Source organism: Ralstonia sp. 110700041-2 (genome assembly GCF_056280165.1).
Map to the genome: position 1 here is coordinate 304,705 of NZ_JBSFAI010000003.1, position 21,351 is coordinate 326,055.

A 21,351-nucleotide genomic window follows, 5' to 3' on the forward strand; every position below is an offset into this window, starting at 1 on the left:
CAGCATGAACGCCAAGACCGTACGCCCCAAGCTGGTCGTGATCGGCAATGGCATGGCCGGCATGCGCACGGTCGAAGAATTGCTCAAGCTCGCGCCGGACCTGTACGACATCACCGTGTTTGGCGAAGAGCCGCACGGCAACTACAACCGCATCCTGCTCTCGCCTGTGCTGGCCGGCGAAAAGCAGGTTGACGACATCATGCTCAACACGCGCGAGTGGTACGACCAGAACCACATCACGCTGCACGCCGGCGACCCGGTCGTCGCCATCGACCGCCCCCGCCGCACGCTGCGCTCGCGAGACGGCGTGGAGATGCGCTATGACCGCCTGCTGATCGCCACCGGCTCGCGTCCGTTCATCCTGCCGGTGCCGGGGCATCTGCTGCCTGGCGTGATCGCCTTCCGCGACATCCAGGACGTGGAGACGATGCTGGAAGCCGCGCGCAATCATCGGCATGCAGTCGTCATCGGCGGTGGGCTGCTGGGGCTCGAAGCCGCCAATGGCCTCATGCGCCAGGGCATGGACGTGACCGTGGTGCACCTGCCCGACAGCCTGATGGAGCGCCAGCTCGACAAGCCGGCCGCCCTTCTGTTGCAGAAGGCGCTGGAGGCCAAGGGCCTGCGCTTCCTGCTGGGCGCCCACACGGCGGAGCTGCTGGGCACCGACCGCGTGAGCGCCGTGCGCTTCAAGGATGGCACCGAGATCCCCGCCGACCTCGTCGTCATGACGGCCGGCGTGCGCCCGAACATCGAGCTTGCCAAGGCGGCCGGCCTGCATTGCGAACGCGCCATCATCGTTGACGACACGCTGCAGACCTACGACCCGCGCATCTACGCCGTGGGCGAATGCGTGCAGCACCGCAGCGCAACGTTCGGCCTCGTTGCACCCATCTGGGACCAGGCCCGCGTGTGTGCCGCACATTTGGCCGGCGCAGGGCACCGCCGCTATGTCCAGCAGGCCACGGCCACCAAGTTGAAGGTCACCGGCGTGGACTTGTATTCGGCAGGCGATTTCATCGGCGGCGACGGCACCGAAGACATCGTGCTCCGCGACCCGCGCCGCGGCGTCTACAAGCGCCTGGTGCTGAAGGAAGACCGTATCGTCGGCGCAGTCCTCTACGGCGATGTAGCCGACGGCCCGTGGTACTTCGACCTGATCCAACGCGAGGTGCCCATCACGTCGATCCGCCAGCGCCTGTTGTTTGGCCGCGCGCTCTGCGAAGCGGAGGCGGCGTAATGAACACCTACAAGACACGAAACCGGCAACACCGCTTGCACGCAGCCGGTTTGGCCGTTCCTGCCCTAGATGGCGCCTTGAATTTCTGTAAGCGGGCGGAAAAAGGAAGGAGGCTTGTCTGAGCGAAGCGAGTTTGCCTCCTTCCCCGCCCGGTTACAAAAATCCAAGGGGAAGTCGCCATCTCGGGCGCGCCTTTCTTTTGCTTACTTTTCTTTGGCAAGACAAAGAAAAGTGAGTCAGCCCCGGCAGGGGATGAAACAAGGGATGTACTCCATACGCACAGCAATACAGAGATGACGATGACGACCATCCCCATTCACCCAGTAACGGACGCCGTGCGCACCACCTGCCCATACTGCGGCGTCGGCTGCGGCGTGCTCGCGACCCCGCAAGCGGATGGCAGTGTCAGCATTCAAGGCGATCCGACGCACCCAGCCAACGCAGGGCGCCTGTGCGTAAAGGGCTCCGCGCTGGGCGAGACCGTGAGCCTGGACGGCCGGTTGCTTTACCCGGCCATGCGCGAGCGCTCGCGTGACGTGGACGCTCCGGAGTTCACCAAGCCGGCGCCATTACAGCGCGTCTCGTGGGACACCGCGCTCGACGCCGTCGCGCAAGGCTTTCGCCGCATCGCCGAAGAGCACGGTCCGGATTCCGTCGCGCTCTACGTTTCCGGCCAGTTGCTGACCGAGGACTACTACGTCGCCAACAAGCTGATGAAGGGCTTCATCGGCACCGCCAACATCGATACGAACTCTCGACTATGCATGTCGTCGGCCGTGGCGGGGCATAAGCGCGCGTTTGGCGAAGACCTCGTGCCCGTCTGCTATGACGATCTGGAAACGGCGGACCTCATCGTGCTGGTGGGCTCGAACACGGCGTGGTGTCACCCGATCCTGTTCCAGCGCATCATGCGCGCCAAGGAAGCGCGGCCCGAGATGAAAGTGGTGGTGGTTGACCCGCGCCACACGGCCACCTGCGAGCTGGCCGATCTGCATCTGCCCATCAAGCCCGGCACCGATGTGTCGCTGTTCAACGGCCTGCTGTCGTTTCTCTCGCGGCGCGGCGTGGTCGACAGGAACTTCGTCACGCTGCACACCAACGGCCCGGACGCCGCGCTGGAAGCTGCCGGCACCGAGAGCGACGACGTCGAAGCCGTCGCCAAGGCCTGCAAGCTCAAGCTCGACGATCTGCTCACCTTCTACAGCTGGTTTGCCGATACCGAGCGCACCATCACCGCCTTCTCGATGGGCGTCAATCAGTCGACGGCGGGCACGGACAAGGTCAACAGCATCATCAACTGCCACTTGCTCACCGGCCGCATCGGCCGCGCGGGCATGGGGCCGTTTTCGATTACCGGACAGCCGAATGCTATGGGTGGCCGCGAAGTGGGCGGTCTGGCCAACATGCTGGCCGCGCATATGGAGCTGAATGATCCGTCGCATCGCGACCTCGTGCAGACGTTCTGGGCGTCGCCGCGCATGGCCGACAAGATGGGCCTCAAGGCGGTCGACCTGTTCAAGGCCATTGAAGACGGGCGCGTCAAGGCCGTGTGGATCATGGGCACCAACCCCGTGGTCAGCCTGCCCGATGCGGACCAGGCGCGCCGCGCCCTGGCCAAGTGCGAACTCGTCGTCGCTTCCGACATCGTTGAAGCCACCGACACCACCGTGCTGGCCGACATCCTGCTGCCCGCGCTCGGCTGGGGCGAGAAAGACGGCACGGTGACGAACTCCGAGCGCCGCATCTCGCGCCAGCGCGCCTTTCTGCAGGCCCCCGGCGAGGCACGTGCGGACTGGGACATCATCGCCGACGTTGCACGCCGCATGGGTTACGACGGCTTTGACTTCAAGAGCCCGCGCGATGTGTTCGACGAGCACGCGCGCCTGTCCGCTTACGCCAACGATGCGAGCGGCGTCCGCCGCGCCTTCCACCTCGGCGGCCTGGCCGGGCTCGACGCCGGGGCATACGACGGCATGTCGCCGGTGCAATGGCCCGTCGCAACGTCGGGCAACGGCGAAGCGCGGCTCTTCAGCGATGGCCGCTTCGCCCACGCCGATGGTCGCGCGCGTTTCGTGCCGACGCCTGCCCGTGCGCCCGCGCATGCGGCAGATGGTGAATATCCGCTCATTCTCAACACCGGCCGCGTGCGCGACCAATGGCACACCATGACGCGCACCGGCCGCGCGCCCAGGCTGGCCGATCACGTGCCCGAACCGTTCGTCGATCTGCACCCGCACGATGCGCTGCTGGCCGGCGTGCGCGAAGGCGGCCTGGCGCGCGTGTCGTCGCGCTGGGGCAGTGTGGTGGCGCGTGTGCGCATGACGGGCGGTATCGCGCGCGGCAGCGTGTTCGTACCGATCCACTGGAACGGCCAGTTTGCTTCCGATGCGCGCGTGGGTGCGGTCGTCAATCCGGTGGTCGACCCGGTGTCCGGCGAGCCGGAGTTCAAGCACACGCCGGTGATGGTCGAGCCGTTTGATGTGGCGTGGCACGGTTTTGTGCTCTCGCGGCGCGCACTGGACACCGACGATGCAACCTGGTGGACGCGGATTCAGGGCAAGCAGTTCCTGCGCTATGAGCTGGCCGGCCGCCAGCACCTTGGCTCCGTACACGATTGGGCGCGCACGCTGCTCGGCGTGACTGACCCGCACGCCGACTGGCTCGAATACGAAGACGCGACCGCGCGTGTCTACCGCGCCGTGCACGTGGTGGACGATCGCATCGAAGCCTGCGTGTTTCTCTCACCGCGCCCGGATCTGCCGTCGCGCAACTGGCTGGCTGGCCTGTTCGCACAAGAGCGCCTGGAAGACCTCGATCGTGCGGGCGTGCTGCTTGGCCAGCCGATCGAAGCCGGCGTCGACGTGGGGCCAACCGTTTGCTCGTGCTTTGGCGTGGGCCGTAACACCATCTGCGATGCCATCCGCACCAAGGGCCTGCAATCCACCGGCGAGATCACGGCCTGCCTGAAGGCGGGCGGCAATTGCGGCTCGTGCGTGCCGGAACTCAAGCGGTTGCTGGTGGAGGCGCGCGTTCAGCAGGCGGCATGACGCTTGCGTCACGTTGCGCGCGACAGTTGCTTTCTGCCCGGGTAATATTGACACTCAATTAAACCCGGGTAGAATTTGTTCCTGTTGAAACTTCAGCAGGAGCGTTTCTCATGGTTGCCGCAGCAATCCACGCGTGCACGGCATTTGCCGGCACCCGGCGCCTGGCCGCTGGGCCCGTCCGCGACGTCGCCCGGGTCGTCAAGATCCACGTCGATGCACACCCTGAATCGCAGGTGCTGGTGTTCGACCACACCACCGCACAGCCGGTGGAATTCGACTTGCGCGGCACGGTGGGAGACGTGCTTGCCCGTCTCGATTCAACCGCGCCGTCTGCCACGCAACCCGCTGAGTCGGAAAGTCGCCCGCGTGGCCCTGGCCGCCCCAAGCTGGGCGTGATTGCCCGCGAGGTCACCTTGCTGCCGCGCCACTGGGATTGGCTGGCCGCGCAGCCGGGCGGGGCGTCGGTCACGCTGCGCAAGCTCGTGGAAGACGCGCGCCGCGCTGCCGAAGGCGCCGACCGCCGCCGCGTTGCGCAGGAGGCGGCGTACCGTTTCATGTCGGCCATGGCGGGCGATGCCGCGGGCTTTGAAGAGGCCACGCGCGCCCTGTTTGCCGCAGATGCCGTCGCGTTCGAATCCCTCACACATTCCTGGCCTGCCGACGTGCGCGACTTTGCGCGCGAGCTGGCGAGCCGGGCCTTCAATCCCCAACAGGAGGCTGCATGACAGCGCCTGCTGCTCGCCCGTTGTGGCGAACATTCATTGCATTTCTCGGCCCGCTGATCCTGGCCAACATTCTGCAATCGTTGTCGGGCACGCTTAACAACGTCTATGTGGGCCACATGCTGGGCGTGAAGGCGCTCGCCGCGGTGTCGGCGTTTTTCCCGATCCTGTTCTTCTTCATCGCCTTCATCATCGGGTTGGGGTCGGGAGCGGCGGTGTTGATCGGGCAGGCCTGGGGCGCCAAGAAGCCCGAGGCGGTCAAGACCGTTGCCGGCACCACGCTCTCCGTGGGTTTCATCGTGGGCCTGGCGGTGGCGCTGCTCGGTGGCCCGTTCGCCAACGCGCTGCTGGGTTGGCTCGGCACGCCGGCCGATATCCTGCAAGACGCCACGCTCTACGCCAGCGTCATGCTCTATGCCATGCCGGGCCTGTTCGTCTACCTGCTTGCCACGGCGATGATGCGCGGCGTGGGCGATACGCGCACGCCGCTGCGCACCCTCGCGCTGTCGACGGCGATCGGGCTGGTGCTGACGCCGACCTTCATTCGCGGCTGGTTCGGCCTGCCGCAACTGGGCGTGGCAAGCGGCGCCGCGGCGACCATCATTTCGTTCACGATCGCGCTGGTGTGGCTCGCATTCTTCCTGCGCCGCCGCAACCATCCGCTCGCGCCCGATGCCGTGCTGGCCCGGCACTTGTGGGTCGATTTTGGTGTGCTCAAGACCGTGCTGAAGATCGGTGTGCCGACGGGCGTGCAGCTTGTGGTCATCTCGATTGCCGAGCTGGCGCTGCTGTCATTCGTCAACGGCTTCGGCTCCGACGCGACGGCCGCCTACGGCGCCGGCACGCAGATCATCAGCTACGTGCAGTTTCCCGCCATGTCGATTGCGATCACGGCGTCCATCCTCGGTGCGCAAGCCATCGGCTCGGGCAATACGGAGCGGCTCGATGCCATCACGCGCACCGGGCTGTGGCTCAACGTTGCGATTACCGGTGTGCTGGTGCTGATGGCGTTGCTGTTTTCGCGCGCGGTCATCGGCTGGTTCACCACCAGCGCAGAAGTGATGAGCCTTGCCCAGAGCCTGCTGCATATCTCGCTGTGGAGTTCGGTCATCTTTGGCATGGCGAGCGTCTTCTCGGGCGTGATGCGCTCGAGCGGCACGGTGATGGCGCCCACGGCGATTTCCATCCTCGCCATTGCGGCGGTGGAAGTGCCGGTGGCCTGGGTGCTGAGCCGGCATATCGGCACCGACGGCATCTGGGCGGCGTATCCGGCTGCCTTCCTCGCCATGTTCGTGATGCAGGGGCTGTACTACGCGCTCGTGTGGCGACGCCGCGCGCAGCGGTTCGGCATCCGCCGCATGGTTTGACGCCACCGCTGCCGGCTGATCGAGAGGCGGCGCGGTGGTCGCGATGCCAATGCGGCTCAGGCAGGCTCGAGCCCGGCCGACGCATCGTCCGCACGCGGTTGACGCACCAACTGCACTGCGGGCGATTGCACGATGCACAGCAACTGCAGGGCAAAGCCCGCCACCGCCACCACCAGGCACGCCCCCACACCGGCGTGTGCGGCGAGCCACGCCGCCATTGCCGCGCCGGCCGGCCGAGCGCCATACGACATCACATTGACTGCGGATACGCGTGCCAGCAGCGCGGGCGGCGTCACCGTCTGCCGCAGCGTTGTTGTGCTCACCACCCAAAGAATCGGCCCGCAACCGAGCAGAAAGAAGCCGGCTTGTGCCAGTGCGGGCCAGGGCTGCCACAGCGTGGCCGCAAGCAGCACACCGCCGGCCAGTCCGCACACGGGGCCCGTCGCCACCACATGGCCGAAGCGCCAGCGCGCGAGAATCCGCGCGGCCAGCAGCGCGCCGACCACCATGCCCGCGCCGTACATGCCGAGCGTCAGCCCGATCGCCTGCGCAGTGAGGTTCAACCGCTGCGCCGCATACGGGACGAAGATGGCCGACACCATGAAGAAGGCCATGGTGAAGACAAACTGCGTGATGAACACCGGCCGCAGCAGCGGATGCTGAAACACGAAGCGCGCGCCTTCGGCAATGTCTCGCAGCGGGTGCGCCGCACGCCGTGCCACGGGCTCCTGAGCGGTCACGCCAGCCAACATTGCCGAAGCCATGGTGGACAACGCCGCCGCCAGCACGAACGCCGCCATCGCGCCTGTCCAGCCGATCAACGCGCCGCCGATGGCCGGCCCGCAGGCAAATGCAACCGTGCGCGCCAACTCGATGCGGCCGTTTGCGCGCGCGAGCATTGCTGCCGGCACGAGCGACGGCACCAGCGCGGGCGCCGCCACGCTGAACACCACCGTGCCGCACACCGCAACGAAGCCCAACACGCCCAGCGCAGCCAGGTTCAGCCGCCCGGCCGCCAACAGGCCCGCTACAACAAACAAGGCCAGTGCGCGCACCGCCTCCGCACCGGCCATCAACGCGCGCTTGGGCCAACGGTCCGCCAGCATGCCGATGGTAATGGCAAACAGCACGAAGGGCAGCGTGAGCGCCACTTGCAGCCAGCTCGCCGTGCTGGCGTCGGCATGCAGGGTGAGCACCGCCACCATTGGCATGGCGGCCAGCGCAATCTGTTCGGCAGACTGCGCGGCCAGGTTGCAACCCGCCAGCCGGTTGAAGCCCGGCGGCAGATGGTCGACAGCAGGGTCATGGGGATCGGACATCGCACACTCCTGAAGAGGTCCGCTTCAGGGTAGGGATGGTGATCTCTGGATGCGCTCCGCTTCTTGCGGGCAAATTCGGAGCGCGACCGTGTCTACAGGATGGGCGCGAACAGCTTGGCCACGTGCATGATCACGCGGCGCAGCGGGTGTGCATGTTCGTATTCGTCACGGCCAACGCGGGCGGCTTCGGCAAAATCGACTTCGAGCATCTGCGCGACGTCGTTGGCGAAGCGCGAGTCGGCGGTCATGATCATCAGTTCGAAGTTCAGGCGGAACGAACGGTTGTCGAGGTTGGCACTGCCCACGGCGGCGGCCTCGTCGTCGATCAGCACGACCTTCTGGTGCAGGAAGCCGGGCAGGTAGCGGTAGATCTTCACGCCCGCGCGGATCGCCTGATACGCATACAACGTAGACGCCAGGAACACCATGTGATGGTCCGGCCGCGACGGGATCAGGATGCGCACGTCCACCCCGCGCAGCACGGCCAGGCGCAGCGCGGCAAACACCGCTTCGTCCGGAATGAAGTACGGCGACGTGATCCACAGCCGCTTGCGCGCCGACTGAATGGCCTCCATGAAGAACAGCGAGCAGGTTTCCTGCTTGTCGGCTGGGCCGCTGGCGACCACCTGGCAGACCATGTCTTCTTCCGGCCGCAGTTCGGGCACGATCAGCTGCGGCACTTCGCGGGCAGCCCAGTACCAGTCTTCGGCAAAGGTGAGCTGCAGGTCCATCACCGCCGCACCGACGATCTCGATATGCGTGTCGCGCCACGGAGCAAGCGGCGGCTTTTCGCCCATGTATTCGTTGCCGACGTTGTGGCCGCCCACGTAAGCGCGTTCACCGTCCACCACCACGAGCTTGCGGTGGTTGCGGAAATTGAGTTGGAAGCGGTTGACGAACCCGGCATGGGTGGAGAACGGCTTGGCGTGTACGCCGCCGTCAATGAGCCGCTGCACATAGCGGCGAGGCAGCGCGTGGCAGCCGATGCTGTCGAAAAGAAAGTAGACGCGCACCCCGGCCCGCGCGCGATCGAGCAGCAGTTCGGCGAGTCGGCGGCCAAGCGTGTCGTCGTGCACGATGAAGAACTGCACGATCAGCACCCGGCGCGCCTGCGCAATGGCCGCAAAGATGGCCTCGAAGGTTTCCGCGCCGTTGACGAGCAACCGTACGCGGTTGCGTGCCAGGCACGGTGTGCCAGTTAGGCGCGGCAAAGCCTGCATGCAGGTGTGCTGCGGCGCGACCACGCTCGATTCATGGTCGCGCAGGCGGCGCCAGTCGTCGGACAGGGTGATTTCGCGCAGGCGGGCGTTGTGAAAGCGCCGCGCATCCACATAGCCCGCAAAGGTGCTCCGCCCGAAGATCAGATACGGGATCAGCGTGAATTCCGGCAGCGTGACCAGTGAGATGGCCCAGGCGATGGCGCCCTGGGACGTACGCACGGTCAGCACGGCATGCATGGCCGCGAGCACGCCCACGGAGTGCACAAGAAAGAGAAAGGCGGCAAATGCGGTGGTGTTGGTCAGCATCGAACGCAGCGGGAAGAGGGCGCACCGTGGGCCATTTTGACACGCTCCAGGTGGCGTCGGACAAACACGGATACTGCCTCGGCTGATATCTCGCGTAGTCTGACCGTGCAGTCTGTCCAGGCACGCCGCATGCTGGTGTGAAGTGGACGTCCTCTCGACTTGCCGTACCCAACACGACATCGAACATGCAAGGGCACCCGAGGAACCACCCGACCGCGTCTCTGCGCGCCTGGTTCACCTGCTTGGCCATCGCGCTGCTGAGCGGCTGCGTCAGCCTGCCGGAGCACGTGGATCGCCCTGTCACGACGGCGCTGCCGAACGCCGAGTCGGCCACGTCGCTTGGGCGGCTTGCGCAGTCAAATGCGCCGTCGGCGGATGTGTCGGGCTTCCGGCTGATTCCGTCGGGCGAAGAAGCCTATGCCACATTGCTCACACTGGCCGACCGGGCAGAACGCACGCTGGACTTGCAGTACTTCATCATTGAAAGCGACAACAGCGTGCGCGAGTTGATGCGTCATGTGTTGGCGGCTGCCGAGCGCGGCGTGCGTGTGCGCATGCTGGTTGACGACCTGCATAGCGACGGGCGTGATCTCGCGTTCCTCAAGTTCTCGTCGCACAAGAACATCGATGTACGCCTGTTCAACCCGTTTCCGGGCGGGCGGATGTCGAATCTGACACGGTATCTGAGCGGCGCGGCTGAGTTCCGCCGCGTCAACCGGCGCATGCACAACAAGGCCTTCATTGCCGATAACGCGCTGGCCGTGACGGGCGGGCGCAATCTGGGCGCCGAATATTTCACGCAAAATCAGACCACCAACTTTGTGGATCTCGACGTGCTGGCCGCGGGGCCGGCGGTGCGCCAGTTATCGTCGGCATTCGATGCGTACTGGAACAGCGAATTCGCCTATCCGGTGCAGGCGCTGGCGCCCGAGCCGAGCACGGCGCATCCACCCGAGCCGAAGGACGGCAACTATCCGCCGCCGGTGACGATGCCGCATCGGCCGGAAGGGCCGCCGCAGCAGATCGACGTGCCGACCCGGCCGGTCGACATGGGGTCCGGTTCTGCCAAGCCGGCATCCGACCAGACCGATCTCGCCAGCCCGGCGCCGGAGCAGCGCCTGCCGCTCAAGCCTGCCCCGCGCGACTGGTTCCTGGCCGACCAGATCGCCCGTGGCCGCCTGCGCCTGGAGTGGGCGCCCGCGCAGGTGATCGTCGATCGTCCGGCCAAGGTGTCGGGTGATGACGTGGAACCTGGTGGCGAGCGCCTTGCCCAGACGCTCCTGCGTCTGATTGACGAGGCCGAGCGCGAGGTGGTGCTGATCTCGCCGTACTTCGTGCCCGGCAAGCGCGGCGTCGAGGTGGCCAAGCGCATGCAGGATCGCGGCGTGCGCCTGCGTGTGCTGACCAACTCGCTGGCGGCGACCGACGCACCCATCGTGCATGTGGGCTATGCGAAATATCGTGGCGAGCTGGTCGACGACGGTGTTGAACTGTACGAGCTGCGCCCGACCCTGGGCGATCGCCCGAAGATGATCGGCACTTTTCGTTCGTCGCAGGCGAGCCTGCATGTGAAATCGATCGTGGTGGACCGCAGCACGCTGTTTGTCGGCTCGATGAACATCGACCCGCGCTCTATCGGACTGAACACGGAAACCGGGTTGATCATCCGCAGTCCGGTGCTGTCGGAGGCGGTAGCCCGGCTGTTTGACGACTCGGTGCGCGACAGTGCCTACCGGGTGACCAAGGATGATGGCCACTTGCGCTGGACCACGCACGAGAACGGCAAGGAGGTCGTCGTCGATCACGAGCCGGAGGTGGGCCTGGGCCGCCGGACGTGGATCCAGATGCTGGCGCCATTGACTCCGGAAGAACTGCTGTAAGCGGCTCCAAAAGAAAAACGCCGCGAAGTTGCGGCGTTTCCTGACTCAGGCCAGGGTTTTCCCGGCCCTCGCTTCATTACATCTTCTGCTTGGTGTTGTCAGCCGCGTTTTCCAGCTTCTGGCCACCGGTCTGGAGGTCCTTGCCCATGCCCGCCATCGTGTTGCAGCCAGCCAGAACGGCGCAGCCCAGGGCCAGCAGTGCGATCAGTTTCTTCATCTCGATCCCCTTGTGAGCCGTGCGGTATCCCGCACGATGTTCGCGTGATTGCCACCCCAGCGGTGGCGCAATCCGCATTTTAGTGCGACCCCGCGTACGGGGGGTGCGTCGGCCGCATCTTTTTTGCCTTCTTGCATATCACTTGCGGCGCATCCCGGACATTCGGGGCGCAGCCCTCTACTTCTGCCGTCCGCTGCCGTTAGCACCTTTGGGAGTGAACAGGGTGCCTGAAGAGGGGCGCAGGGACGGGATCTCGGCGCCGCACGGCCCAACCATGCAGGAGAAAAACACATGTGGAAGTGGATGGACACAAGCATTCGCACGCGGCTGACGTTTCTGGTCGCGGTATTTGCAGTGATGATTGCCGTGGTGGGCTTCGCGGGCATCACCACCGGCCGGGCGACCAATGACGATTTGCGCGCGGTGTATCTGGAAGACGCCAAGGGGTTGGACCTGCTGGCCAAAGACACCATCAACCTGCTGTGGGCGCGCATCCACCTGACCAATTTCGATTCGGTCTCGTCGCCGGAAGAACTCAAGAAGCTGCTGGCCGATGCGCACACCATGGTCAACTCGGCCAACGATGCCTGGGCCCAGTTCATGAAGCTGCCCATTCCGGAGGCCGACCGCGCCCAGCTGCAAGCCGCCGACGCCGCACGCACCAAGTTCGTCAAGACCGCGCTGGAGCCGGCCATTGCCGCGCTGGAGCGCAGCGACCTCACCACGTACCGTGAGCTGAACACGAACCTGGTGCCGAAGCTCTTCGTCGATTACGACACGGCGCTCGGGCCGCTGGTCGGGGCGCGCTTCAAGTACGGCCAGCAACGCTTTGACCATTCCCAATCGCGCTACGCAATGAGCATCTGGATTTCGGGTGGCTTGCTGGCCGCCGCGCTGGTGCTGTCGGTGGTGGCGCGTGGCGTACTCGGCCGCACCGTGGTGCGTCCGCTGGAGCGCGCCATTCAGGTGTTCGAGCGTATGGCCTCCGGCGACCTCGCCACCCGAATGGAAGGCCAGACCACCGCTGGCCGCCGCGATGAGACCGCCCGTCTCATGCATGCGGTGTCGTCCATGCAGACGAGCCTGCAGCAGATCATCGGGCAGGTGCGCACCGGCTCGGATTCGATCGCCAGCGCCACCAAGCAGATTGCAGCCGGCAATGCGGACCTCTCGCAGCGCACGGAGCAGCAGGCCTCGTCGCTGGAAGAAACGGCGTCGAGCATGGAAGAGCTGACCAGCATCGTGAAGCAGAACGCCGACAACGCGCGTCAGGCGAGCACGCTGGCAGTCAGCGCGTCGGACATCGCCGTCAAAGGCGGAGAAGTCGTCGGCCGCGTGGTGGACACGATGGCCGGCATCAACGAAAGCAGCCGCAAGATTGCGGACATCATTGGCGTGATTGAAGGCATCGCCTTTCAGACGAACATCCTGGCGCTGAATGCGGCGGTGGAAGCTGCCCGTGCAGGTGAGCAGGGCCGTGGCTTTGCCGTGGTGGCAGGTGAAGTGCGCAGCCTGGCACAGCGCAGCGCCACGGCGGCCAAGGAGATCAAGGAGCTGATCGGCGATTCGGTGGGCCGTGTGCAGAACGGGTCGACCCTGGTGGCCGAAGCCGGCACGGTGATCGACGAGGTGGTGGTGGCCGTGCGCCGCGTGACCGACATCATGGGCGAGATCAGCGCTGCGTCGGAAGAACAGAGCAGCGGCATCGAGCAGGTCAACCAGGCCGTCACGCAGATGGATCAGGTGACGCAGCAGAATGCGGCGTTGGTCGAACAGGCCGCTGCGGCGGCGGAATCGCTGGAAGAACAGGCGGAGGCGCTGCGCAGCGCGGTGGCGGTCTTCCGCGTCGAGCACGCATAAGAAGCACGCGCCAACACCAATGCCCTTCCGCCTGACAGGCGGGAGGGCGTTTTCCTTTACGGCATCAGATCGCGCGCGCGCTCGGCAATCACGTCTTGTGTGTCGTCGATCCAGCGGGCAGGAAACGGTTGCGAGAGCAAATAGCCCTGGATCACGTCGCACCGGCACGCCCGCAAGGCATGGAGCTGTGCGGCGGTTTCCACGCGCGTGGCGATGACGGGCACGCCCGCACCATGCGCGGCAGTCACCAGGCGTTGCAGCACCGCGTGATCGCTCGCGTTGGTCACTGCGTTGACGATCGCCTGGTCGAGCTTGACCTGATCGGGCCGGAACGTTGCCAGGCAATCGAGGCTGTGCGCGGTGGCTCCAAAGTCTTCCACCGCCACGCGCGCGCCGCACGCGTGCAGGGCTTCCACCGCTTTCTGCGCCGAGCCGTTGGCACGGTGCAGCGTGTGTTCCGATATCTCGAAGACAAGCCGGGTGGTCGGCACCGCGTGGCGCGCGGCAATGTCGCGCACGACGTCGCTCAATTGCGGATCGAGCAGCTGCGCAACCGACAGGTTGACGGCTGCATGCACGCCCGGCTGATGCCGGCTGTTGCGTCCTGCGCGCTCGGATTCTTCGCGCAGCAGTCCGGCCAGCATCTGGGCGGCGCTGTCGAGCACCCAGTGGCCAACCTCGCGAATGTCGCCGGTCTGCTCCAGGATCGGCAGAAATTCCGCCGGTGCCACGCCTCCCAGCTCGGGTGAGCTCCAGCGCAGCAAGAATTCGTAGCCGACGATCCGTCCGTCGGTCAGGCTCAGTTGTGGCTGCAGGTTCAGGCTGAACTGGCGGCGTGCAAGCGCGTGGCGCAGTTGGGCGGCCAGGCGCGGGTGCTCGGCGATGGCGTCGTATCCGTCGGCGCGGGCGACGTTGGTGCCCGTGCCTGGGGGCATGGCCGCCGGGGCATACAGCGCGGGGCTGGGTTCGGCACCGTGCTGAACACCTTAGAGCGCCCGGTCGGCCTGTTCAATCAGCCGTGCCGCATCGGAGGGCATGCCCTCGAAAAGCGTCATGCCGATACTGCAAGAGCAGACCAGCTCGTAACCATGCGTGATGAAAGGTCGCGTGAGTGCCGCAGAAATCCGCCGCGCCAGATCGTGTACATCCTGTGCCGAGACGAAGTCTGCGCAGGCAACGGCAAAAGTCTCGGGGCCGATGCGCCCGACGATGGGTGCGTTGCCATCCGCGGCGGGCACGCTCAGTGCCTCAAGCCGCGATGCACATTCGGCGATGACCTCCCGTGCTGCCAAGGGCCCGAGCGTGTTGGTCGCCTCGGCAAAATGGTCGAAGCCGATCAGCAGCAGGGCGCCGATTGCATCCTGGCGTGCGGGCTGAGGCATGGCAGCCAGCAGTTGGACGAATCGCCCGCGGTCGGGCAATCCGGAGATGGGATCCAGACTCGATGGCGCGGCAGACCTTGCGCGGCTCATAAATGGGGATCGTCCTGCAAATACCTTTAAAACGGAAATGCGTGCGCTCGGGGCGCCGTCAATTGTAATGCTTTGTCACAGGTAAGCCTGCGGCATCATAAGCCTAAAGGCAGCCATGATGGCCGTTTCCCAGCATCTTTTCGCGTGGACCAGGCGAACGCCTTTAACGTTTAACGGTAATTAATTCTGATAAAAAAGATACGAATATCAGTTCTGTTTCCACGTTACACCATGCGCTGCCCACCCCAAAGCAACTGTTCATAGATAAAGCACTGCAGCAGCATCTTTTGGGCGGCGACCAACTCGACGAATTCCACGCCATATTGATACACGTTGGGCAGGTCGGCCGGTTTTTCACTGCGCACCAGCGCAGCAGCCACCAGTTCGGAATGGTAGTCGCGCGTTTTCACCCGGAAGCGCAGACGCGCCGGTGCGCCGCTCACTTCCAGCCGATGCGCCGAGCGGAACGACGCGCCCGTGGTGCTGATGTCGGAGATATGGATCATGCGTGGCGGGTCGCCGCTCACCAGCATCTTGCCGACCACGTTGGCGCGCACGCGCAGCGATTTGCGCAACGCGCGGTTCTTGATCCGCCGCGGCGGCGACAACACGACGTATTCGAACGGGATGCGGCACACCGCCATCACCGTGCATTCGAAGCTGGCGATGCCCTCGCCCGAGAAAGCGTGGACTTCCACCAGTTCGTCCTTGACCGGCATGACCGTGCGGCCGCTGTCGGTGGGCATGGTGATGAGCAGATGGCGCTGCGGGCTGTAGCCCATCACGCGCGCGGCACCCTTGGTCTGGCCGGCGCCTGCGGTCAGGCGCACGGTCAGCATGCCGCCGGGGCGCAGGCCCAGCAGTTCCATGGCGATCGTGCGTTCACCGTCAGGGTCGTCGCCCATGTCCGGGAACATCGTGTTCGGGAACTGCGTGTTTGCAAACGCCGGTGCAGGCGCGGGCGTGCCGTCCGCCAGCCGATGCGGGCGGTGCAGCGTGCACAGCAGGTCGATCTCCTCCGGCGAGTGGATGACGTCGCCCTTCGGGACGAGCAACTGCCCGTCGGCGTCAAGCATCGGCCACGGCAGGGGAATCGCAAGCGGAATGTCGAGAGGTTGAAGTTCGAGCATGGCAATGGGGAGCCAACAGCCGCGCAGGGCCCCACGTTTCTATACGGCCAAATGTTGCACAACTTTAAGCGCACTTTATTGTGCAGGGTCGGTGGCACGCGAGTTGCAGCCCGGGAGCCATGATCGAGCACAATGTCGGTTCCAAAGTGGATGGGGTGGGCACGCGCATGACGTCTCGGCGGCATTTCTGGGCGGCGGTGGAGCAGTTTGCTCGCTATGTCGTCATCGGCGGCGGCGCAACGCTGGCGCACTATGTGGTGCTGTTCGGGCTCGTGCAGGTGGGGGTCTCGCCGTGGCGGGCGTCGGTGGCGGGCAGTGTGATCGGTGCCACGCTCAATTACTTCATCAGCCGGCAGGCCGTCTTCAACAGCACACGTGGGCATATCGGCGCGATGGTGCGCTTCGGCCTGGTGGCCTTTCTCGCGTTGGGGTGCAATGCGACCATCATGGCCGCCGGCCTGGGGATCGGTTTGTATTACCTGATTGCGCAGGTGTTCGCCTCGTCCATCACGGCCATCTTCAACTTCCTGGTGCACCGGTACTGGACGTTTCGTGACGCCGATGCCGTCGGCGCGCCAACGGAGCCGCAACCGACCATCGTGCCGGCACGGCCCACGCACAACGGGCCCTGAGGCGCTGCCGTGCGCGTTAATGCCGGCTGGCCGGGCTCTGCACGCCGGCGCCAGTTTCCGTAGCGAAGGTCACGTCGCCAATGCCGTCAGCGGGCGGGACGGGGGCATCGTCCCGCAGGCGCTCCACCACCAGGTGAATTTCGATCACATCGGCCACGCCGGACGCCTCCAGCGAGACAAGTGCCGCCAGTTGCGCAATCGCAAACGTATCCGCGAGCAGCGGCGTATCGTCGTGGAGATCGCCGGCAACGCGGGCAGTTGGGGTCTTGCCGGCCGTGCGCGTGGGCTGCTGCGCCGTTTCACGTGCGCGATAGGCGAAATAGGCGTCGGCAAAGTGCACGCGGTGCGCGTCGAACACGCGCACTGCGGCGGTAAGGGCATCGTCCACCCAAGCTGGATCGACTGGCGTCGTTCCGGGCTCGGTACCTTCGGGCAGGCCCGCTAGCTTGAGCGCATACCGATGCGTCTGCGTGCCGGGGGCGACAAAGCTCAATTCCATACGACCTCCCACAACCGCGTGCGTTGTTGCCGCGGCTCGCCGTGTTTGAATTCGCCCCCCTGAAGCGATATTGAAGAATAGTAACGGAGCCGCCCGTTTTCGCGTTTCGTCCTTCCGGATGAGGTTGGGGCCTTGTTTTCACCTTAAGACATTCACAATGTGGAAATTGCGGCCCGCCGGCGTGGCAAACGGTTGCGTGTTGGCAGTGTCTACTCGACCTAACCGAACGGCTAGCAGCTTCGCGGCGGGGGGACGGTGTACAGTTGTGAAGTGTCCGGCGACGCTGGGCAAGAGTCGACAATCGACGTCGACAAACGCAGACGGGAATGACGCGGGGCGCGTTTCCTTCGCGTCATCTCGCGCACGAGGGGACCCAAAGCGCGCTCGCGGTCCATGTCCCCTCGCGGGAAGGGATTGCCCCGTTAACTCGCGGCTTCTATAGTCCGCCTCGATTCGTGCGCTTGCAACGCACCAAGGTCTGTCAGTGCCAGCTGCCAACTGGTCCACGCAGACCACGAGACCGGTTACGGGGATCACGCCAACGGCCACCGCGCGCCCCCGACGCGACCATTGCGTCATAGGGTTCCCGGCGGCGCGATGGCCACCACATCAACCACCCCCGGGACTGCCGCATTCGCGAAACAGCATCGCCATGCTTGAGGACGACCACTTGTACAAGGCTGCGATCGAACATTCGCCGATAGGAATCGGCCTGTGCGCGCCGGAGGGTCGCTTCCTCGACGTGAACCGAGCGCTGTGCGCGCTGACCGGTCACGAAGCACAGGCGCTGCGCACGCGCGATCTGTTCGACCTGTGCCACCCCGATCACACTGAACGCACGCGACACGGCATCGAGTCGCTGCTCACCGGCCAGCGCGATGCGCTGTCGATGGAAACGCGCCTGGTCCGTCAAGACGGCACCACCGTCTGGGTGCAGACCGACGTGGCGGTGGCGCACGATCACGGCAACCAGCACCTCGTCGTGCAGATGCAGGATGTGACCGCGCGGCGCCTGGCGCTGGAATCGCTGCGCGCGTCGGAGCAACGGCTGGCCTATGTGCTGGACGGTGCCGGGCTGGGTACGTTCGACTGGTCCACGCGTGCGCGGCATGTGTCGTTCAACCGCCGGACGGCCGACATGCTCGGCTACGAGCCGACCGATCTGTCCAACGATCCGGATGCGTGGTTCGCCATGGTGCATCCGCAGGACGCCGCATTGAGCGCGCGGCGCATCTATCGCCATATGCGCGGTGATGCCGACAGCTTTGAAATCGAGCAGCGCATGCGCGCGCGCCATGGCCAATGGATCTGGGTGGCTGCGCGCGGGCGCGTGACCGAGCGTGATGCCCGCGGCATGGCCACGCGCGTGAGCGGCACGCTGCTCGACGTGACAAAGCGGCGCACGGCGCTGGACCAGGCGCACCACCTTGCGTTGCATGATCCGCTGACGGACTTGCCCAACGCACGTTTGCTTCGCGATCGCCTGTTCGTCGCCATTCAAGCGGCGCGTCGCGCGCGCGGTCAGGTCGCCGTCGTGTTCATTGATCTCGATCGCTTCAAGCCCGTCAACGATGAGTACGGCCACGCGGTGGGTGATCTCGTCCTGAAGGCCACGGCGATGCGGTTGCGTAGCGGGCTGCGCGCCTCCGACACGGTGGCGCGCCTGGGCGGCGATGAATTTGTCGCCGTCCTCACGCATTGCGCCACGCGCGACGATGTGACGCAAACCGTGGAGCGCCTGATCGAGCAATTGCAGACGCCGTTCCGTGTGGAAGGCCATGTGCTGTCGATGGGCGTGAGTGCCGGCGTGGCGCTGTATCCGACCGACGGGCGTGATGCGCAGACGCTCATCCGCAATGCCGACGCTGCGATGTATGAAGTCAAGCGTGCCGGTGGCAACGGCCTGGGTTTCCATGCATCGCTCAACTACGAGCGGCTGATGGGCATGCGATCGCGCGATCGTGATCTCGACGGCGAAGCCGACGCCCGCTAGTCCATTACTGCGCGCTAAAACGAAACGGCCCGCCGCAAGGCAGGCCGTCTTTCTTCAAGCGTTGCAAACGCTCAGGTCTTAGAACGTGTACCGCAAGTACAGCTCGTTCAGATCGGTGCCGGGGTTCGGGCGCTTGATCGACGCGTTCGACAGGTGTTCGAAGCGGTAGCCCATCTGGAATTGCTGCTTGCTGCCAAAGGCCACGCCCACGCCAATCATGTCGGAGAACTGGAAGGCCGTGCTGAAATAGTGTTCATTGGACGTGCTGACGTGCGACAGCAAGCGCGGGCCGACACCAGCTTCGATGAACGGTACCCACGAACCGCCGCGCTTTTCAAGGCGGAATAGCGGCGTCACGCCGAATTCGGTGATGTTTTGGCGGTTGGTGCCCTTGGTCGAGCGCCATTGGCCCAGCGCGACTTCCCAATCCAGATTCACGAACCAGCCTTCCGGGTTGCCCCAGTGGAAGCCCGAGTCGAAATCCAGGTCGACGCCGTATTTCTCGATGCCGTGCTTGTTGTCTTTGCCGTAGATGGCGCGCACGGACGGGTCAGCCTGAGCGGGCAGGGCAGCAAACAGCGTGGCGGCGCCCAGGGCGGCGGCCAGCAGCTTGGCGGAACGGGGAAGCGCGGATCGGATCATCAGAGAGAACAGAATCAGTTGAGCGGCGCGCGTGAATCGGGGCAACTGCGTCGGCAACCACGCGCGCGGCAGACGTGGTGGCAGGCAAACAGACGGTCTGGATGGCACCGAGCGGGCTTGCAAGGCATCGGGCAACGCAATTTGCGCGCCTGGTGCTGCATCAGCCGGCCCTGATGATCCGGGCGGTCTGAAATAAATTCCATCGATTATAGGGGGAACTATCCGACTGCGTGCGGCCTTACGCACAAGGGGACATTGCCGGTGGCGAAACGTTGGCGGCCACCGGCACTAAGAGAAGGGTTATTGCGCGGCTGGCGTGGATGCCGGCTGCAGCGCTGCCTTGCCGACCACCGGTACTTCGCCGTGCCAGCCACCGCCCAGCGCCTTCACCAGCAGCACCGCTGCCGAATACTGCTTGCCCTGCAGCGTGAGCAGCGTGCGCTCGGCGCTGTAGGCCGTGGCCTGTGCTGTGATGACTTCCAGGAAGCTCACGGTGCCCGCGCGATAGCGGTTCAGGTTGAGCTGCGCGGCTTCCTGCGCGGCCTTGACGGCATCGGCCTGTACGCCAAATTCCTGCGTTTGCCAGCGCAGCGCGGCCAGGTTGTCTTCGACATCCTGGAAGGCCCCCAGCACGGTCTGGCGGTACGTTGCGACGGACGCATCGTAGGCAGCGCCGGCCTTGTCGACGGCGGCTGCACGCGCGCCGCCATCAAACAGCGTCGCTGCCAGGGTTGGGCCGATCGACCAGACGCGGCTGGGCAGTGTTGCCAGGCGCGTGAGCGTGTTGGCCGCCAGGCCGGCCGAGGCACCCAGCGTAAGCGTCGGGAAGTACGCGGCCTTGGCCACGCCGATCTGCGCGTTGACAGCGGCCATGCGTCGCTCGGCGGCGGCGATGTCGGGACGGCGCTCCAGCACTGCTGATGGCACTTCCAGCGGAATGGCAGGCAGGGCCGGCAGGTCGGCGGCGCTCGCAGCAGTGGCTGGGGCCAGCGAGAACTCCGCCGGCGGTTTGCCGATCAGCACCGCAATGGCGTGCTCAAGCTGCGCCCGCGTGACTTCGGTATCCAGCAGCAGCGCCTGCGACTGCTTGAGTTGTGTCTGCGCGGTCAGCACGTCGGAACGCTGCGCCACGCCCACGGCGTACTGGTTTTGCGTGAGTTTCAGGAAGCGCTCGTAGTTCGCCACCGTGCGTTGCAAGACGGCTTTCTGGGTATCCGTGACACGCAATTGAAAATAATTCTGCGCAAGCGTCGCCTGTGCCGACAGCAAAGCGGACGATAAGTCGCCTGCGCTGGCTTGCGCGCTCGCCTTGTTCGACTCAACCGTCCGGCGGATGCGGCCCCACAGGTCCAGTTCCCAGCTGGCGTTGAGCGACAGGCTCTGCGAATTGAGCAGGCTTGGGTTGCCGGTCGACAGGCTGCCATCCGGGTTGACCGACGTGCGCACTGAACGGCTGCGCGTGGCTGACGCATTGGCACCCAGCGTCGGGAAGAACGAAGCCTGTGCCGATTGCACCAGCGCCTGGGCCTGGCGGTACTGCGCCTCGGCCACCAGGATGTTCTGATTGGCGGCGGCCACTTGTTCTTCCAGCGCGTTCAGTTGCGGGTCGTTGAAGATCTCCCACCACTTGCCGCGGGCAATGGCGTCGCTCGGATCGGCGACTTTCCAGTCGCCGGCTTCCTTGTATTGCTGCGGCACTTCGGCATCGGGGCGCTTGTAATCGGGCCCGACCGCGCAGGCGGAGACGAGTGCGCACGCGGCCAGCGCGAGCAACGAGGTACGGAGGGCTTGAGTGCCTCTTGTCATGT

Annotated in this window: 15 protein-coding genes and 1 pseudogene; 8 read left to right on the forward strand and 8 right to left on the reverse strand. The window is 65.3% G+C overall.

Annotation, left to right across the window (positions count from 1 at the left end; translation table 11 throughout):
* Positions 1–4 precede the first annotated feature (4 nt).
* The 4 genes from ACUXH0_RS06365 (at position 5) to ACUXH0_RS06380 (ending at position 6,373) form a co-directional block, all read left to right on the forward strand.
* Complete coding sequence (locus tag ACUXH0_RS06365; RefSeq protein WP_012430236.1) at positions 5–1,237, forward strand: NAD(P)/FAD-dependent oxidoreductase; 1,233 nt, start codon at positions 5–7, stop codon at positions 1,235–1,237.
* A 293-nt stretch (positions 1,238–1,530) separates the two neighbouring features.
* Positions 1,531–4,284, forward strand: coding sequence for a nitrate reductase (locus tag ACUXH0_RS06370; RefSeq protein WP_024542589.1), 2,754 nt, complete (start codon positions 1,531–1,533; stop codon positions 4,282–4,284).
* A 110-nt stretch (positions 4,285–4,394) separates the two neighbouring features.
* Positions 4,395–5,009 carry a DUF2239 family protein gene (locus tag ACUXH0_RS06375; RefSeq protein ID WP_012430238.1) on the forward strand — a complete coding sequence of 205 codons (615 nt, stop codon included), beginning with the start codon at positions 4,395–4,397 and terminating at the stop codon, positions 5,007–5,009.
* The gene (locus ACUXH0_RS06380; RefSeq protein WP_182594033.1) at positions 5,006–6,373 is read left to right on the forward strand and encodes an MATE family efflux transporter; all 1,368 of its coding nucleotides are present in this window, start codon (positions 5,006–5,008) and stop codon (positions 6,371–6,373) included. Before ACUXH0_RS06375 ends, ACUXH0_RS06380 begins: the two co-directional genes overlap by 4 nt.
* A 56-nt stretch (positions 6,374–6,429) precedes the next feature.
* Here the strand turns inward: ACUXH0_RS06380 and ACUXH0_RS06385 are convergent, their stop codons facing one another.
* Complete coding sequence (locus tag ACUXH0_RS06385; RefSeq protein WP_182594034.1) at positions 6,430–7,692, reverse strand: MFS transporter; 1,263 nt, start codon at positions 7,690–7,692, stop codon at positions 6,430–6,432.
* Positions 7,693–7,784: 92 nt separating this feature from the next.
* Entirely contained in the window at positions 7,785–9,218 is a 1,434-nt protein-coding gene (gene cls, locus ACUXH0_RS06390; protein ID WP_182594035.1) for a cardiolipin synthase, read from the reverse strand.
* 185 nt (positions 9,219–9,403) lie between these two features.
* Here cls and ACUXH0_RS06395 point away from each other — a divergent pair, with 185 nt between their 5' ends.
* The gene (locus tag ACUXH0_RS06395) at positions 9,404–11,098 is read left to right on the forward strand and encodes a phospholipase D family protein (RefSeq protein ID WP_012430242.1); all 1,695 of its coding nucleotides are present in this window, start codon (positions 9,404–9,406) and stop codon (positions 11,096–11,098) included.
* 76 nt (positions 11,099–11,174) lie between these two features.
* Here ACUXH0_RS06395 and ACUXH0_RS06400 read toward each other — a convergent pair whose 3' ends face one another.
* On the reverse strand, positions 11,175–11,315 hold the full coding sequence (locus ACUXH0_RS06400; RefSeq protein WP_004627513.1) for an entericidin A/B family lipoprotein: 141 nt from the start codon (positions 11,313–11,315) through the stop codon (positions 11,175–11,177).
* A gap of 291 nt (positions 11,316–11,606) precedes the next feature.
* Here ACUXH0_RS06400 and ACUXH0_RS06405 point away from each other — a divergent pair, with 291 nt between their 5' ends.
* On the forward strand, positions 11,607–13,175 hold the full coding sequence (locus tag ACUXH0_RS06405) for a methyl-accepting chemotaxis protein (protein WP_024974673.1): 1,569 nt from the start codon (positions 11,607–11,609) through the stop codon (positions 13,173–13,175).
* Between the two features lie 56 nt (positions 13,176–13,231).
* Here the strand turns inward: ACUXH0_RS06405 and ACUXH0_RS06410 are convergent.
* A pseudogene (locus ACUXH0_RS06410) lies at positions 13,232–14,647 on the reverse strand (EAL domain-containing protein).
* A 224-nt stretch (positions 14,648–14,871) separates the two neighbouring features.
* On the reverse strand, positions 14,872–15,777 hold the full coding sequence (locus ACUXH0_RS06415; RefSeq protein ID WP_004627508.1) for a flagellar brake protein: 906 nt from the start codon (positions 15,775–15,777) through the stop codon (positions 14,872–14,874).
* 119 nt (positions 15,778–15,896) lie between these two features.
* Between ACUXH0_RS06415 and ACUXH0_RS06420 the strand changes: the two genes are divergently transcribed.
* Positions 15,897–16,409, forward strand: a complete 513-nt coding sequence (locus ACUXH0_RS06420) for a GtrA family protein (protein ID WP_012430245.1) — start codon at positions 15,897–15,899, stop codon at positions 16,407–16,409.
* Positions 16,410–16,425: 16 nt separating this feature from the next.
* Here ACUXH0_RS06420 and ACUXH0_RS06425 read toward each other — a convergent pair whose 3' ends face one another.
* The gene (locus ACUXH0_RS06425) at positions 16,426–16,908 is read right to left on the reverse strand and encodes a hypothetical protein (protein WP_182594036.1); all 483 of its coding nucleotides are present in this window, start codon (positions 16,906–16,908) and stop codon (positions 16,426–16,428) included.
* 652 nt (positions 16,909–17,560) lie between these two features.
* Between ACUXH0_RS06425 and ACUXH0_RS06430 the strand changes: the two genes are divergently transcribed.
* Positions 17,561–18,901 carry a sensor domain-containing diguanylate cyclase gene (locus tag ACUXH0_RS06430; RefSeq protein WP_012430247.1) on the forward strand — a complete coding sequence of 447 codons (1,341 nt, stop codon included), beginning with the start codon at positions 17,561–17,563 and terminating at the stop codon, positions 18,899–18,901.
* A gap of 78 nt (positions 18,902–18,979) precedes the next feature.
* Here the strand turns inward: ACUXH0_RS06430 and ACUXH0_RS06435 are convergent, their stop codons facing one another.
* On the reverse strand, positions 18,980–19,543 hold the full coding sequence (locus ACUXH0_RS06435; protein ID WP_004627504.1) for an acyloxyacyl hydrolase: 564 nt from the start codon (positions 19,541–19,543) through the stop codon (positions 18,980–18,982).
* Positions 19,544–19,843: 300 nt separating this feature from the next.
* Positions 19,844–21,349 carry an efflux transporter outer membrane subunit gene (locus ACUXH0_RS06440; protein WP_012430248.1) on the reverse strand — a complete coding sequence of 502 codons (1,506 nt, stop codon included), beginning with the start codon at positions 21,347–21,349 and terminating at the stop codon, positions 19,844–19,846.
* Between the last annotated feature and the right edge of the window lie 2 nt (positions 21,350–21,351).

Excerpts from the sequence above, each read along its gene's own strand:
- cls (WP_182594035.1), bottom strand. The coding sequence starts at position 9,218 with ATGCTGACCAACACCACCGCATTTGCCGCCTTTCTCTTTCTTGTGCAC.
- ACUXH0_RS06415 (WP_004627508.1), bottom strand. The coding sequence starts at position 15,777 with ATGCTCGAACTTCAACCTCTCGACATTCCGCTTGCGATTCCCCTGCCG.
- ACUXH0_RS06435 (WP_004627504.1), bottom strand. The coding sequence starts at position 19,543 with ATGATCCGATCCGCGCTTCCCCGTTCCGCCAAGCTGCTGGCCGCCGCC.
- ACUXH0_RS06385 (WP_182594034.1), bottom strand. The coding sequence starts at position 7,692 with ATGTCCGATCCCCATGACCCTGCTGTCGACCATCTGCCGCCGGGCTTC.
- ACUXH0_RS06365 (WP_012430236.1), top strand. The coding sequence starts at position 5 with ATGAACGCCAAGACCGTACGCCCCAAGCTGGTCGTGATCGGCAATGGC.
- ACUXH0_RS06395 (WP_012430242.1), top strand. The coding sequence starts at position 9,404 with ATGCAAGGGCACCCGAGGAACCACCCGACCGCGTCTCTGCGCGCCTGG.
- ACUXH0_RS06375 (WP_012430238.1), top strand. The coding sequence starts at position 4,395 with ATGGTTGCCGCAGCAATCCACGCGTGCACGGCATTTGCCGGCACCCGG.
- ACUXH0_RS06425 (WP_182594036.1), bottom strand. The coding sequence starts at position 16,908 with ATGGAATTGAGCTTTGTCGCCCCCGGCACGCAGACGCATCGGTATGCG.
- ACUXH0_RS06420 (WP_012430245.1), top strand. The coding sequence starts at position 15,897 with ATGATCGAGCACAATGTCGGTTCCAAAGTGGATGGGGTGGGCACGCGC.
- ACUXH0_RS06430 (WP_012430247.1), top strand. The coding sequence starts at position 17,561 with ATGCTTGAGGACGACCACTTGTACAAGGCTGCGATCGAACATTCGCCG.
- ACUXH0_RS06440 (WP_012430248.1), bottom strand. The coding sequence starts at position 21,349 with ATGACAAGAGGCACTCAAGCCCTCCGTACCTCGTTGCTCGCGCTGGCC.
- ACUXH0_RS06370 (WP_024542589.1), top strand. The coding sequence starts at position 1,531 with ATGACGATGACGACCATCCCCATTCACCCAGTAACGGACGCCGTGCGC.
- ACUXH0_RS06405 (WP_024974673.1), top strand. The coding sequence starts at position 11,607 with ATGTGGAAGTGGATGGACACAAGCATTCGCACGCGGCTGACGTTTCTG.
- ACUXH0_RS06380 (WP_182594033.1), top strand. The coding sequence starts at position 5,006 with ATGACAGCGCCTGCTGCTCGCCCGTTGTGGCGAACATTCATTGCATTT.
- ACUXH0_RS06400 (WP_004627513.1), bottom strand. The coding sequence starts at position 11,315 with ATGAAGAAACTGATCGCACTGCTGGCCCTGGGCTGCGCCGTTCTGGCT.